A 14,391-nucleotide genomic window follows, 5' to 3' on the forward strand; every position below is an offset into this window, starting at 1 on the left:
AAAGAAGCACTTACACAATTGAAAACTGCCGGATACAAATTGGTAGCCTTCACCAATTCATCTAAACACGGATTAAAAAAGCAATTTGAATATGCCGGATTGACCGAGTATTTTGATGACATGCTAAGCGTTGAGCCAACAGGAAAGTTTAAACCTTTTACCGATACCTATGCATGGGGAGCAAAACAAATGGGTGTAGAATTAAAGGAGTGTATGCTCGTAGCGGCCCACGGCTGGGATGTTGCCGGTGCACTTTGGGCAGGGTGGCGCGCAGCGTTTATCGGTAGACCTGGGCAACAAGAATATCCGTTAGCTCTAAAAACAGAAATTGTAGCGTCAGATTTAAAAAAGGCAGCAGATATTTTAGTGACCTACAGCTAAATAATTTGACTATTTCATTTTCAAATAAAATGCATCTTAGAATATGTATCTTTGCAGTACCATTAACTAAAGAAAGTATTACATGTTTAAAAGAACACTATTTGTTGCCCTAATTGCCCTTACCCTAACTTCTTGTTGGAAAGATAAAAGTCCGGAAGACCTTATTCGTTTAAAGGATAAATTTAAGTCTCAGGTAGACGATTTTGAAAGTAAAAAGGAAACCGCCAATAAAAATGTGAACAAAGGTCTAGAATCTTTAAATGCATTAAAAAGTGCGTTAGAAGATACCAAGAATGAAGATAAGGAATTTGCCAAGGTATATGGAGATTGGGAGAAAGTGGATCGTCGTGTCAATAACTTGAATAAGGAGTACGAAGATTTAAAGGAAAAGGCTTCCAATCTATTTACGGCGATGGAAACACAGACCAATAGTCTTAGTGATGAAAAGGGTAAGAAAACGCTTTTGGGAGCTATTGAAAAAGCTAGAACCAAGTATAACGCTACCTTGGCAAACACTTCGCAAGCGATCGACAAATTAAGATTATTACATGGAGATGCCGTTGAGGTTGTAAAAGCCTTAGAAGTAGCTGCTGCCCTAAATTCTTTCGATAATATCAATGATCAAATGAAAAGTATAGAAGGTCGTGTAGACGGTATTATGCAAGAATTGAACGTTGCCGTTGTAGAAAGTAAAAAACTGTACGAAAAGAAAATTACCGAGTTAGGGGAAGAGTAGCATTACACTTTCTTTTAAAATAAAAAAGCCAGTATTTTAAAATACTGGCTTTTTTTATTTCATAGTTTTAAATGAAATGTACTTATAATATGTAGAAGTAAGTATGGTTTTTAATCATAGAAAAATGTATTATTCCATGAAGATTCAACTGTACTGGTTTTTGCTCAGTTGTTGAATTTCTTACAACTAACTATGCCAGTTGACTTTATTAGAATATTGTATCTTTCTTACTTAAAAAAGCAATTGCACATATTTTTGTGTTGGCAAACATATCCCAAATCAAACGTGAATTAACTCGAAAGAATAATTATAATCTATTAATCCTTTACTTTCCTCATTATCAAGCCACGCTTTTTCTTCGTGACTTTTTTCCATAATTTGAGTTGCATTACAACTTTTGAAAATACTAACAATTGTATTCAATGATTCTAGTTCCTCAGAACTAAATAACTCTGAATTAAAATCTTTGTTGTTAGATTTATAAAAACATTTTCCCCAATATCCATTTCCATAATCTTCCATTTTCATAAAAATATAATCTTTATTAGAAGCATAATCAAAAATACCACCAAACCTTACTGGAACAGGACCATAATTATGTGCCATGTAATTTGCACCACTTATTGAATATGCAGTATTCTTAAAATTAAGAAAATCAGAATAAAACAGTAGTTTATTCATTTTTGTTTCTGTTGGATTTAATTTCTCAGCAAAAAACAAAATCATATTTGACATTTTTTCCATATTTGGTTTTCTATAACCGGAAAAATTGCTTGGAAGTTTATCTTCAAATAAAATATTTACATATTTTTTATCATCCTTGTTTTCTGTATAATTAGCTTTTACTACATCAATTTTTTTAAGAGCTTTAATTTTCTCTTCCTCATTTAAATCGTTATTTAAATCGACTTGGTATTTGAAATTTTCTATACTGTTTAAAACTGAACTTATTAATTTACCATTAGCTAAACTTGGAACTTCGCCTTTTTCATAATTTCTATAACTATTTATTCCAAATCCTAATATACGAGACATCATTCCTGCTGACAAATCATAAGTATTTCTCAAATTGATTATTTCATCTGGGAATGGAATATTATGCTTATCTCTATATTGATTATAAACTTGATTTAAATTAAATTCATCTAATTCTGTGGTCGTAAATAACTCACCACTATCTTCACATAAATAACTTTTGTGATTATATTCAAATTTTTCTTTTCTAAAAACCAAAATACTCTTTTCAATTTGTAAGGACATTTCCTTACCTGTGATTGGACTTTTCATAATTGTTTGTTTTTTAGTTTAAATTTTTAAGAGGAAATTCCATAGGGTACTCTGCCTTATGAAAAGATATACATACTGCTGTTCCTGTCATTTTTGATATAGTCAATTTAATATAAACTTGCTGACCTTTAATTACCTTTCCGAAAACCCACATTTCTGTTCCACCTTGTTGAGTTTCTTCTAAAGGACCTTCACTATAATCCTCTACCTCTAAGTTTAAAATTATTTCTTCACGCATCTTAGCGGTAATACTTAAATCTGCAAGATTCTGAATACTATTTTTAGGGCGATTGGAGAAGATTATGCCGAGAGACTTTATAATCGCCTTAAGTTCTTGCAAAAAGGATTTTATAGTTGACTTATCCACAATATTAGCGTGTTAAATTTTTTGCAAATATAAAAATAAACTTAACTTAAGCAACTTTAAAGTGTAATTATTAACATTTAATAAACAATTTATCAACTTTAAAGTGATAAAATACGATTTGCCAACACCGTATATAATTTATTGTTAGTTCTAGCCTACTTACGAAAATCCTCGCGGATTTTCTATTCGGTTTTTATTTACTAAATTACGTGCTTAACCATGCAACAAACCATATACAAACAAGTTAGCGCAAATAATGAAAATGAAAAAACAGCTATTCTAATTCTACTAACCACTTTTTTAAGTTGCAAAGAAAGTCCAATGGTTATTAGCTCTTTGAAAAGTGATATCTCAGAAGTTCATAAAAAAGACATTGGAATTTTTATAACACAATCATATAATGATTAAACAAACTTAAATTCCTTAATGAACTTTAGGAAAATTAGTCAAAATGGAAAAATCGAAGAATCTAATTTGGAAGAGTGTTTGGAATTATATGCAAATAACCTTGAAACCAATAAATCTGATTACTACCCCATTTTTGAATACAAAAAGCAAAACAAAGCAATTTTACTTGTAAAGGGAGATGGACTTTGGGACATTATTTGGGGGAAGGTTTTGGTTAATTTAGATACTAAAGAAATTTCTAGAATAGAGTTTGACCGTATTTCGGAAACCCCTGGAATGGGAAGTGGAATTCGGGATTCTGTCTATGAAAATCAATTTATTGGTGTAAAACTAGAACTCGATACTATAATTTTTGCTTTAAAGCAAAATTCTAAAAAATATAATTGATGGAAAAGTATTAATAGATGGGATTTCCGGGGCTACTATCACCAGTAAAGGGACAGTTTCTATGATGAATTCTGGTTTAAATCAATATAAAAATTACTTACGCTAATACAGCCTAAACATATACAGATTTAGGTCTTAAACGGCAAAGTCTGCATAGATTTGTAAAGACGCTAAATCTTTTGGATTTTGCTCTGAACAGGAAAAAATAATTTAAAACAATAAGCCTTAGCTAAGTCAGCAAACGGAAATGAAACGTCTTCTAGCCTCACTACACGTAGCCGTACCACAAAAAACAAATTTTCAAATAATATAATCTTTAAGCTTAAAAGAGGTTAATATATACTAATAAAACCACTACAAATCATTTCATCAAAAATTGAATCAGTCTAAAAAATACGAAGCTCCGTTTACGGAAGATGACTTGAAAATTATTCGCTCTAAAAGCAAAAAATCTAATGTGGCATGGTTCATCGCTAACATCATTTTAGGTGTTATTGCAATAGGGTTATTAAAACAACCAGGCTTTGGATTTGTTGAATTTTTAGCTTGTTTCTTTTTTGCTGTTTCATTTATTCCATACTTACGTTTCTTTTATAAAAGCCCAACTGAGAAAGGTTTAGAAGCGAAAATTAAAGTTTCTACCGAGCTAAAAGTAAAATACAAAAGAAGAGATTTGGATAACTTCTATCATTATGAAATAGAATTTGAACAGAACCCGGATATTGATAAATATGGTCTGTTGAAAAAAGATTTTGAAAAAGTAAATGTGGGTGATGTAATTTATATAGAGTTCTCTAAATATGGTCGTTGGATTTTAAAAATTGAATGTAATGACGAAGACATTGAAAACCCTAATAATGTGTAATTGGGCGGTGTTTAAATTCAGAAAAAACAACTAACAATATTGTGTTAAATGATTGGAAAAGGTGCTTTGCCCGTGTCTGGTCTTAATACCTTTACTATTCATATCAAGTAAATTCAAATCATGAAAAGCTTAAAAGAACAAACCGATGCTAAAATTGCTTCTGGCAGATTGGCAAAACCTGAATTCATGAAGGGTGTAGATGAAGTAATAGCGGAAGCAAAATCCTTTGAAAAAGGCGCTAATGCGGTAAAGATAGGGCAAAAAGCCCCTGATTTTGAGCTTCCCAATGCTGTGGGAGAAACAATATCTTTGAGCGATTTAAGAGCAAAAGGCGCGGTAGTGGTTACATTTTATCGCGGAGATTGGTGTCCATATTGCAATTTGCAATTGAGGGCGCTACAGGCTAGATTGACCGAAATACAAGCTTTAGGTGCTACGTTGGTAGCTATAAGTCCGCAAGTACCAGATGGCTCCTTGACAAAAAGTGAAATCAATGAAATGGATTTTATAGTATTGTCCGATCAAAATGCAAAAGTAGCTGCCGAATACGGGGTGGCTTGGGATGTACCTGAGTTTTTGTTGGATCATATGCGAATAGATCGTAGTTTAGATCTAGAAACCATAAATAATGGTAATGGAAATATTCTGCCCATACCGGCTACATTTATTTTAGGAAAAGATGGTTTTGTTAAATGGAGTTATGTTAATGTGGATTATAGAACACGTTCAGAGCCAGAAGAGATTATAGCGGAATTAAAGAAGCTGTCTTAGGTAGTGAAAAGGTAATAAGATCATTTTGTATGCATTAAATACAAATGCGGCCTACAATATTTACTGATGTTCAGTATTTCAGATACTTCAGAGCCTAGAGGTAATTTACTTCAATGGAAGAAACGCCTAAATACGAAAAGCGCCGGCATACACTTTCATACATACTTGAATGTTAGATGTTGAATCAGCGGTATTTTCAACTTACTACAGGATATACGTTTACATTTAAAAAAAATGGTAAGACCGCTGCTAGCTTGGTGCTTAAAGGCGAATTACTAAATTTTAATAGTCTAAATGATAACCGGTACTATCTTTCACTGAGTTTAAAACGAACGAACTGTGTATAGTTGAAATTCCGTCGATGATTGATAGTTTTTCATTAATAAATTCATGGAACGCCGCTATATCATCTAATGCAATTTTTAATAAGTAATCAAAGTTACCGGATACTTGATGGCATTCCATTATATCGGGGAGCAGCAATATTTGTTCTTTAAAGCTGTCCGCTAATTTCTTCTGTTGTTTGGACAAGGTTACTTGGCAGTAGGCTATTAATTTCTTTTCTATTTTGGTTCTATCCAAAAGCGCAACATAGGCCTTAATAATTTGTTGCTGTTCCAGTTTTCTTATTCTTTCATAAGTAGGAGTAACACTTAACCCTACTTTAGAAGCAATTTCTTTGGTGTTTTGCTTTGCATTTTCTTGAAGCTGCATTAATATTTTACCATCTATCGTATCCATGCTAGTTTATTTTTCTAATATTCAAATTGTTTTTGGTGAATTTAGTTATTTTAAACTGTTATTTTAATAAGAATAGTTTTATATTCCGTATTTGTTTTATATGTAGTAATATTTTATTAGTAATTGTAATTTTACAGTATTATTATACGAATAGAAATTTAATGACCATGAATAACGAACAACAGATAGATGAGCTGTTAACCAAATTAATTCAAGAGAAAGATAGAGTTATAGGTTACCCGGTAGCAAAGGATTTTGATTATTCAAGATTGTACGAATTTTTAAAGCACCCCATTAATAATGTAGGCGATCCTTATGAGGATAATACCTATAAGGTTCAAACTCATGAAATGGAACGGGAAGTGGTTGATTTCTTTGCAAAATTGTATAGAGCGGACCCAAACGATTTTTGGGGCTATGTAACCAATGGTGGTTCTGAAAGTAATCTATACGGTCTTTATTTGGCCAGGGAATCCCATCCAAAAGCAATGGTCTATTTTTCAGAATCTACGCACTATAGTGTTAAAAAGAACATTCATTTGTTGAACTTGCCCAGTATAACCATTAGAGCGCAAGAGAATGGGGAGTTAGATTATGAGGATTTGGAGAATACCCTTCAATTAAATAGAGATAAGCCAGCTATTATATTGACCACCTTTGGAACTACAATGACAGAGGCAAAGGATGATGTTTCTGAGGTAAAAAGAATATTGAAGAAGTTGGCGATTCAAAATCACTACATACATTGCGATGCGGCTTTAGCGGGGTCTTATGGTCAATTTATTGAGCCGCGTATTCCTTTTGATTTTCAAGATGGCGCCGATAGTATCTCCATCAGTGGCCACAAGTTTATAGGTTCGCCATTTCCATCTGGTGTCATTATAGCCAAGCGATCGTTAAGGGACCGAATAGCTCGGGGAATATCTTATATTGGTTCATTGGATACAACGATTACCGGATCAAGAAATGGCCACAGTCCTCTTTTTTTATGGTATGCCATTAAGAAAATGGGTGTTGAAGGCTTAGAGGCCCGTTACCGTCATAGTTTGGAGACCGCAAAGTATTGCAAGCAAGAACTGATAAAAATAGGAGTCAATGCTTGGATGAACGAAGGGGCGATTACCGTAGTATTACCAAAAGTTTCCGATGCTATTAAAAAGAAGTGGCAATTGGCTACGGATGATATTACGCATGTGATCTGTATGCCCAATGTAACCAAAGAGCAAATAGATGAATTTATAAAAGATATTGTCAGCGAACAGCAAAAGTCGAAGATCAATGAAGGCCATTATTTGGCACTACAGGACTAGTAGAAATTTTTAAGTAAAAGTTAGGTTCCATTTCGTTACAATTCGAGGTGGGACCGTTTTTTTTGATAAGTCGGATTTGGATATTAAAAAAAATGGAACTTAAATTTCTGCAAATGTTAACTTTAAAAAGTATACTGGAATATTTCTGTACTTTAAACAATATGTTGAACATAAAATGAGGTATATTCAAGCCTTGAAATTTTAAGGATCGGTAAAACTTATTTAACCTGTTGCTGTAAATGAAAAGTCTTTTTTTTAGTCGGATCATGATCAAGATAAAATTGCTTATAGGTTCTGCAAAAACCTATGTAATTCTTTTGATTCTGGCTATGGCCTTATTACTTTATACCGTTAGTGTGGGTTACAAGCAGGTAAATAGACTCCATAAAACGGGTGACCTGGTTTCGCATACACTTGAAGTTCAGCGTGCTATTGTAGAGGTTTCCGCCAAGTTTTTAGAGGTAGAAACTATTCAGCTTAAAAAACTTTTTGAACAGGAAGAAAGTAATCTTTCTGCCATTACCGTTACGGAAATGGGGCAGTCATTGGTTAGGTTAAAAAGTCTTACCCAAGATAATGATGCTCAGCAAGAACGTGTAAAGGCTTTACAATTGTTGCATGATAAAATAAAGATTGAAATAGATACAACAATTAACGTTGATAGTATTGGTGCAATAGATAGTTTGGTGCCAAAGGACAGTGTTGTAATCAATTTTTCAAAACAGCCTTACAAACGAAACCAGCGTATTTCTAGAATAGTGGCAGAATCTCAAGTAATTAAGGATAGGATGCTGGCCGAAGAGAATTATTTAATGGTGGCCCGTAAAGAAGAGTATACCTCACAATCATTTTTAACACCAATGTCATCATTATTGGTAGCGCTAACGGCCTTTGGTATATTCTTGATCGGTTTTGTAAGTATCTACAAGCAGAAAGGTGAAATTCAGGAAGTAAATAACCAGGTTCATCTTCAGAACAAGAAATTACAAGAAACAGAAGAGTTTTTAAAGGGTGTGTATAAAAGCTCTAATAATGTCATCAGTCATTTTGAACCGGTTAAAGATGTCAATAATAATATAATCGATTTTCAATTTAGGTATACTTCAAATGCCATTGAAAAAGTAACGGGTTCAGAGCAAGATGATATCATAGGGGGCTCACTTTTAGAGATGTACCCAATGGTTTTGGATAACGGACTTTTTGCTTTAATGAAAAAGTGTTACATAAGCGGTGATAACCAAGAACATGAGAGCATCTATACTTTTGAAGGTCAAAAAAAATACATATACAACACCATAGTTAAATCTGCTAACGGTATTACCAATACAGCTTGGGATACTACCAAGGTTAAAGAAGCAGAAAAGAACCTTCAAAAACTCAATGAAGATCTAAGCCTTCAGAACACAATTTTCAAGGAAGCTGAAAATGTAGCGGGTGTAGGTAGTTTTATTTGGTATTTAGATGACGGTAGCGCTACCGTTTCCGATAATTTCTATAGAATATTAGGGGTTGAGCCCAATAGTTTTGACGTAACCTTTAACGCGTATAAAAAATACGTACATCCAGATGATGCGGCCATATTTGAATCTTTAAGCATTAATGATATAGAAAAAGGTGCGTCTACGGTTTTTACCTATCGTGTATTTACAACAACCAATGCGATAAAATATTTAGATTTAAAAGGGAAATATATTGAAATAGATAATAGGCCCGTATCTGTAGGTATTGTTCAGGATATTACCGGCCGTGTAGAAAAGGATCGGGCGTTAATAGAAAGTTACGAAAAATTAAAGTTGAGCAACGAGGAGCTAGAATCCTTTAATAGGGTCGCTAGTCACGATCTGCAAGAGCCTTTGCGTAAAATTCAAATGTTTATATCACGTATAGAAGATGAAGCCGAGGCCGAAAATACTTTGCCAAATGGTGTTCATGGATATTTCAATAAAATTAAGGCTGCCACTTTTAGAATGCGTGAATTAATACAAAACTTACTTTCGTATTCAAGAATTGATAAGGTCAATTCAAAATTCGAAAAAATTTCTTTGGGCGATGCTATTGCTAAAGTTGAAGAAGAATTGTCTCAACTTATTAAAGATACCAATACCGAAATTGTTTATGACAATCTACCCGTAATATTGGGTATACCTTTTAAGATAGAGCAGTTATGTACTAATCTTATAAGTAATTCCATAAAATATAGAAAAGCGGGTACTGCACCCAAAATTTACATTGTTTCTAAAAGAATGCGTGGTGCCGAGATCAAAGAAAACTTTAGTAAAACTTCAGAGTATTATTCTAAAATATCATTCACGGATAATGGTATCGGATTTGATCCGGAGTTTGCAAGTAATATATTTGAAGTCTTTCAAAGACTACATTCAAAAAATGAATATTCTGGTACGGGTATCGGTCTGTCCATTTGTAAAAAGATAGTTGAAAAACACAACGGTTATATTTATGCTATTGGTAAAAAAGACCATGGATCTACATTTGTAATTTATTTACCTGTCAACTAAGCCTTTATATTTATACTGTTCTTCTGTATACATTTAGTAATCATAAGTTTTAAAAATTGGTATAGTCACTTTTTTGGGTCATTGGTAATTTTTAAGTTTACGAAAGTATGCCTTTGATCTTAATCTTCTTCAATCAAGAAATTAATGAAGTATTGCACAAAGCGAGGTCATTTTAATTTGAAAAATTGTATTATTGCAACTTTGTTGCATTAGTGTAGAATTTGTTAATTCATTTTTTACTTGAAAATGCAGATCAAAGATAATTTTCATATTAAATCATTTTTAATACAGGAATATGCATAAAGCGAACAATTTTGATGTAATTATAGTGGGTGGCAGCTACGCCGGTTTGGCAGCGGCTATGTCTTTGGGTAGATCTTTAAGAAGCGTTTTAATAATTGATAGCGGTAAGCCTTGTAATAGGCAAACCCCACATTCACATAACTTTTTAACACAAGATGGTAAAACGCCTAAAGAAATCAGCGAAATAGCAAAGTCTCAGGTTTTAGCATATAAGACCGTAACTTTTGTGGATGATAAAGCAATTAGCGGTTTTAAAAAGGAAGGTATTTTTTCAATTGGTACTCAAATGGGGGCAACATATACCTCCGGGAAATTGGTTTTTGCAACCGGTATAAAAGATTTAATGCCCTCTATTAAAGGTTTTGCTGAATGCTGGGGAATTTCTGTTGTTCATTGTCCATATTGTCACGGGTATGAGATTAGAAATGAGAAAACTGGCATTATTGCGAATGGCGAACGTGCTTACCATTTAGCGCCAATGGTAAATAACCTTACCAAGGATATTCGTATTCTGAGCAATGGACCTACTTCATTTTCAACGGAACAATCAAGTAAATTAAAAACGCATAATATCGATATTTTAGAAAAGAAAATTGTTGAGGTAGTACATGACAACGGACATGTAAAAAATGTTGTTTTTGATGACGGAAGCAAAGAGAATTATACTGCCCTTTACGCTGCTTTGCCTTTTCATCAACATAGCGATATACCGGTTTCATTGGGTTGCGAATTAAGTGATGAAGGTTATATTCAGGTAGATAGTATGTACAAGACTACAATTGAAGGAGTGTACGCCTGTGGCGATAATTGTATAAAAATGCGTTCATTGGCAAACTCGGTAGCATCCGGTACTATGGTCGGTGCCGTTATTAATATGGAATTGGTCAAAGAGAAATTTTAATGCCTTAGGTATTAAAGGATAATTTTATCTTGCAGTCATGAACTTAAATCAAATTACGGTTCCTTCTTTAGATGTGGAGAAAGCTATAGCTTTTTATGAAACCTTAGGGTTTAGGTTAATTGTACGATCATTGCCATACTATGCAAGATTTGAGTGCCCCAATGGCATGTCTACTTTTTCCATACACTTGGTAGAGAAATTACCGGAAGGTGATGGTATCTATGTTTATTTTGAATGTGAAGATTTAGATGCGCAAGTAGCGGCATTGCAGAATAAAGGCGTGCAATTTGATCAAGAACCTAGAGACGAAAGATGGCTTTGGAGAGAGGCAAGATTAAAGGATCTTGACGGTAATCAACTTATTTTATATTATGCAGGCGAAAATAGGTTGAATCCGCCTTGGCGAATTTAAAAATTATAAGGTCTTTAATTAATTTGTAATCGGCATTTTTTATTCTTTCATTTTATTGTGTAGTCATATCGTGTACACATGATTTCATAATTCTAAATTGCGATGTTGCTAGTTTAACTACGTTAAATTTAGAAAGTTAACAGCCATATTGTTTTAATTGTATCAATTAGGTAATACTATTCAATTGATGTCAACGTTAATCATTCTTATACTATTACAAATAGTATTTTTAACATGATATTCAAGTTGAATATTACATTTGTAAAACTTTTTAGATTGCCCTTGGGTACTTGAAGTTGAATAAAAATGAATAATTGAAAAAGACTTTATGATCCATAAAAATGCAGAGGAAGAAAGATTAGCCGTTGAGGATAATTATAAAAACTGGAAAAGATGGGGTCCTTATTTAGCTGAGCGTCAATGGGGAACGGTAAGGGAAGATTACAGCCCAGAGGGTCATGCCTGGAGCTTTGTGGGTCATGACAAGGCCAGAAGTAATGCGTATAGATGGGGAGAAGAAGGTATTGGTGGCTTTTGTGATTCTAGAGAGATCCTATGTTTGGCACCTGCCTTTTGGAACGGTAAAGATACCATTTTAAAAGAACGTTTATTTGGTCTTACCAATGATGAAGGTAACCATGGTGAAGATGTTAAGGAGCTATATTTTCATCAGGTTTCTACACCCACGCACTCATATGCCAAATATTTATATAAGTATCCGCATAAAAAGTTTCCCTATTCAGAACTGGTAAAAAAGAATAAGAGTAGAAATCGTAAGGAAGCGGAATTTGAAATTTTAGATACCAAGGCTTTTGCGAACAATACATATTTTGACTGTTTTATTGAATATGCCAAAGAAGATGTTGGCGATATTTTAATGAAGGTTACGGTCATTAATAGAGGACCAAGAGCTGCAAATATTCATGTTCTACCACATTTATGGTTCCGTAATTTCTGGAAACATAATAATAGGTTTGAGCGTCCTGAAATGAAAACAATTTCAGATGGTGCCGTACTATCCCGTAGCACACGAAATGGGCGTTACTATTTCTATCATGAAGATGGTGAGCAACTTTTTTGTGAGAACGAAACCAACAACCAACGTATTTATGGGGTGCCCAATGAGGTAGAATATGTAAAGGACGGTATCAATAATTACGTAGTAGACGGGCAGCCAACAATAAATCCGGATAAGAAAGGATCAAAATTTGCCGTTTGGCATAAATTAAGATTGAAATCCGGGGAGGAAAAAACGATCAAGGTACGCCTTAGTAAGAAAAAACTTGACGACCCTTGGGGCGGCTACGATGCTATTTTTGAAAAGAGAATTCAAGAATGCGAAGAGTTCTATGGTAATATATTAAATAAAGAATTACCTGCGCAGCAACAGGAAATTGCAAAAAAGGCTTTTTCAGGATTACTTTGGACAAAGCAGTTCTATTACTACGATGTTTATAAGTGGCTCTTTGGTGGGCCAGAAGAATCTAAGCCATATAGAATTGATTCTCGAAATAAGCAATGGGAACATTTGACGAATAGGCACGTTATTTCAATGCCGGACAAATGGGAATATCCTTGGTATGCCGCATGGGACCTTGCTTTTCACATGGCATCATTTGTAGAAATAGACCCCTATTTTGCAAAGGAACAACTGCTTTTGGTGCTAAAAGAAAGTTACATGCATCCAAACGGTCAAATTCCCGCTTATGAATGGAATTTTAGTGATGTAAACCCACCGGTGCATTCTTGGGCCGTTTGGACGGTTTATGAAAAGGATAAAAAACGAACCGGTAAGGGTGATTTTAATTTTCTGGAAAAGGCTTATCAAAAGCTATTGGTCAATTTTACGTGGTGGGTCAACCAAAAAGATAAAAGCGGAACCAACCTTTTTGAAGGTGGTTTCTTAGGGCTGGATAATATTGGTGTTTTTGATCGTAACCACATGCCGGAAGGTATTACACGTATGCAACAGGCAGATGCTACCAGCTGGATGGCGATGTTTACCTTGAACATGTTGCGTATGTCATTGGAGATGGCGACCATAAACCCAAATTATGAGGACAGTGTCGCTAAATTCTTTAGACATTTCTTAAATATTGCTTGGGCAATGCACCACATTGGGCAGAAAGATATTTCACTATGGGATGACGAGGATAATTTCTATTATGATGTTGTAGAAATGGCCAACGGCAAAACGGATCGCCTAAAAGTAAGATCTTTGGTTGGGATCATACCAATGTTTGCGGTAGAGATCATTCATAAAGATTTGTTCGATGAACTTAAGCATTTTAAAGTTAGGGCGGCAGAAATAGTTAGGACAAGACCTGATCTAGCTTCCTTAATTTCTAATATTGAAGAGTTCAACTCAGACGGTAATTATCTGTTCTCCATTATGCGTGGGTTTAGATTAGAGAAGTTATTGTTCCGTTTATTGGATGAGAATGAATTCTTATCTGATTACGGTATACGATCACTTTCAAAATATCATGAAGAGCATCCCTACGTTTTCCAACACAACGGACATCATCAAATTTCATACGAATCTGGGGAAAGTCAATCTAACATGTTCGGTGGTAATTCTAATTGGCGTGGGCCAATTTGGTTGCCTTTGAATTATATGATCATTCAATCGCTTCGTAAATATTATTCTTATTACGGTAAACAATATCTATACGAATTTCCAACGGGTTCTGGAGTAAAACTGAACTTGAACGAGATTGCCAATGAGATTTCTAAAAGGCTTATTAAGTTGTTTGAGCCTAATGAGAACGGTAAATTTGTATACCACTCAGAAGATGAGCAGCAATTATTTACCAAGAATGAGCAATTTAAAAATGAACATTTCTTCTATGAGTTTTTTGATGGCGACTCTGGTAAAGGTCTTGGAGCATCGCACCAAACAGGTTGGACAGCATTAATTGCCAACTTAATTATGGAACTAGAGCAAAATAGTTGATTTTCAGTATAGTTAAATTCACAAAAGGGGCATTTAAATGCCCCTTTTGT

The 14,391-nt window shown here is 34.0% G+C and carries 14 protein-coding genes; 11 read left to right on the forward strand and 3 right to left on the reverse strand.

Annotated features, from left to right (window positions below; genetic code table 11):
* A partial coding sequence (locus QZ657_RS07605; protein WP_291965993.1) for an HAD family hydrolase occupies positions 1-381 on the forward strand: 381 nt, incomplete at its 5' end.
* Positions 382-463: 82 nt separating this feature from the next.
* Positions 464-1,117: a hypothetical protein gene (locus QZ657_RS07610; protein WP_291965995.1), complete on the forward strand. Its 654-nt coding sequence runs from the start codon at positions 464-466 to the stop codon at positions 1,115-1,117.
* Positions 1,118-1,396: 279 nt separating this feature from the next.
* Here QZ657_RS07610 and QZ657_RS07615 read toward each other — a convergent pair whose 3' ends face one another.
* Both QZ657_RS07615 and QZ657_RS07620 read right to left on the reverse strand, forming a co-directional pair.
* Entirely contained in the window at positions 1,397-2,404 is a 1,008-nt protein-coding gene (locus QZ657_RS07615) for a type II toxin-antitoxin system antitoxin SocA domain-containing protein (RefSeq protein WP_291965997.1), read from the reverse strand.
* A 13-nt stretch (positions 2,405-2,417) separates the two neighbouring features.
* On the reverse strand, positions 2,418-2,771 hold the full coding sequence (locus QZ657_RS07620; protein ID WP_291965999.1) for a hypothetical protein: 354 nt from the start codon (positions 2,769-2,771) through the stop codon (positions 2,418-2,420).
* Positions 2,772-3,197: 426 nt separating this feature from the next.
* Between QZ657_RS07620 and QZ657_RS07625 the strand changes: the two genes are divergently transcribed.
* The 4 genes from QZ657_RS07625 to QZ657_RS07635 all read left to right on the forward strand — a co-directional run bounded on the left by QZ657_RS07625 (position 3,198) and on the right by QZ657_RS07635 (position 5,202).
* The gene (locus tag QZ657_RS07625) at positions 3,198-3,566 is read left to right on the forward strand and encodes a hypothetical protein (protein WP_291966001.1); all 369 of its coding nucleotides are present in this window, start codon (positions 3,198-3,200) and stop codon (positions 3,564-3,566) included.
* A gap of 13 nt (positions 3,567-3,579) precedes the next feature.
* Complete coding sequence (locus tag QZ657_RS17215) at positions 3,580-3,672, forward strand: FMN-binding protein (protein WP_366934162.1); 93 nt, start codon at positions 3,580-3,582, stop codon at positions 3,670-3,672.
* Between the two features lie 270 nt (positions 3,673-3,942).
* Positions 3,943-4,431 carry a hypothetical protein gene (locus tag QZ657_RS07630; protein ID WP_291966003.1) on the forward strand — a complete coding sequence of 163 codons (489 nt, stop codon included), beginning with the start codon at positions 3,943-3,945 and terminating at the stop codon, positions 4,429-4,431.
* Positions 4,432-4,551: 120 nt separating this feature from the next.
* On the forward strand, positions 4,552-5,202 hold the full coding sequence (locus QZ657_RS07635) for a peroxiredoxin-like family protein (RefSeq protein WP_291966004.1): 651 nt from the start codon (positions 4,552-4,554) through the stop codon (positions 5,200-5,202).
* A gap of 282 nt (positions 5,203-5,484) precedes the next feature.
* Here the strand turns inward: QZ657_RS07635 and QZ657_RS07640 are convergent, their stop codons facing one another.
* A complete protein-coding gene (locus QZ657_RS07640) occupies positions 5,485-5,943 on the reverse strand; it encodes an Lrp/AsnC family transcriptional regulator (RefSeq protein ID WP_276471747.1) in 459 nt (152 codons plus the stop codon).
* 167 nt (positions 5,944-6,110) lie between these two features.
* On the opposite strand from QZ657_RS07640, the gene QZ657_RS07645 reads away from it, so the two are divergent.
* The 5 genes from QZ657_RS07645 (at position 6,111) to QZ657_RS07665 (ending at position 14,341) form a co-directional block, all read left to right on the forward strand.
* On the forward strand, positions 6,111-7,253 hold the full coding sequence (locus QZ657_RS07645) for a histidine decarboxylase (RefSeq protein ID WP_291966006.1): 1,143 nt from the start codon (positions 6,111-6,113) through the stop codon (positions 7,251-7,253).
* A 266-nt stretch (positions 7,254-7,519) separates the two neighbouring features.
* Positions 7,520-9,769, forward strand: coding sequence for an ATP-binding protein (locus QZ657_RS07650; protein WP_291966008.1), 2,250 nt, complete (start codon positions 7,520-7,522; stop codon positions 9,767-9,769).
* Positions 9,770-10,064: 295 nt separating this feature from the next.
* Positions 10,065-10,973: an NAD(P)/FAD-dependent oxidoreductase gene (locus tag QZ657_RS07655; protein WP_291966010.1), complete on the forward strand. Its 909-nt coding sequence runs from the start codon at positions 10,065-10,067 to the stop codon at positions 10,971-10,973.
* Positions 10,974-11,010: 37 nt separating this feature from the next.
* A complete protein-coding gene (locus QZ657_RS07660; RefSeq protein ID WP_291962326.1) occupies positions 11,011-11,385 on the forward strand; it encodes a VOC family protein in 375 nt (124 codons plus the stop codon).
* 328 nt (positions 11,386-11,713) lie between these two features.
* Positions 11,714-14,341: an MGH1-like glycoside hydrolase domain-containing protein gene (locus tag QZ657_RS07665; protein WP_291966012.1), complete on the forward strand. Its 2,628-nt coding sequence runs from the start codon at positions 11,714-11,716 to the stop codon at positions 14,339-14,341.
* The last annotated feature ends 50 nt before the right edge of the window (positions 14,342-14,391 follow it).

The sequence above is a fragment of the Maribacter sp. genome, assembly GCA_020629415.1.
GTDB lineage: Bacteria > Bacteroidota > Bacteroidia > Flavobacteriales > Flavobacteriaceae > Maribacter > Maribacter huludaoensis.

Excerpts from the sequence above, each read along its gene's own strand:
- QZ657_RS07650 (WP_291966008.1), top strand. The coding sequence starts at position 7,520 with ATGATCAAGATAAAATTGCTTATAGGTTCTGCAAAAACCTATGTAATT.
- QZ657_RS07645 (WP_291966006.1), top strand. The coding sequence starts at position 6,111 with ATGAATAACGAACAACAGATAGATGAGCTGTTAACCAAATTAATTCAA.
- QZ657_RS07665 (WP_291966012.1), top strand. The coding sequence starts at position 11,714 with ATGATCCATAAAAATGCAGAGGAAGAAAGATTAGCCGTTGAGGATAAT.
- QZ657_RS07635 (WP_291966004.1), top strand. The coding sequence starts at position 4,552 with ATGAAAAGCTTAAAAGAACAAACCGATGCTAAAATTGCTTCTGGCAGA.
- QZ657_RS07610 (WP_291965995.1), top strand. The coding sequence starts at position 464 with ATGTTTAAAAGAACACTATTTGTTGCCCTAATTGCCCTTACCCTAACT.
- QZ657_RS07655 (WP_291966010.1), top strand. The coding sequence starts at position 10,065 with ATGCATAAAGCGAACAATTTTGATGTAATTATAGTGGGTGGCAGCTAC.
- QZ657_RS07625 (WP_291966001.1), top strand. The coding sequence starts at position 3,198 with ATGAACTTTAGGAAAATTAGTCAAAATGGAAAAATCGAAGAATCTAAT.
- QZ657_RS07615 (WP_291965997.1), bottom strand. The coding sequence starts at position 2,404 with ATGAAAAGTCCAATCACAGGTAAGGAAATGTCCTTACAAATTGAAAAG.
- QZ657_RS07660 (WP_291962326.1), top strand. The coding sequence starts at position 11,011 with ATGAACTTAAATCAAATTACGGTTCCTTCTTTAGATGTGGAGAAAGCT.
- QZ657_RS07640 (WP_276471747.1), bottom strand. The coding sequence starts at position 5,943 with ATGGATACGATAGATGGTAAAATATTAATGCAGCTTCAAGAAAATGCA.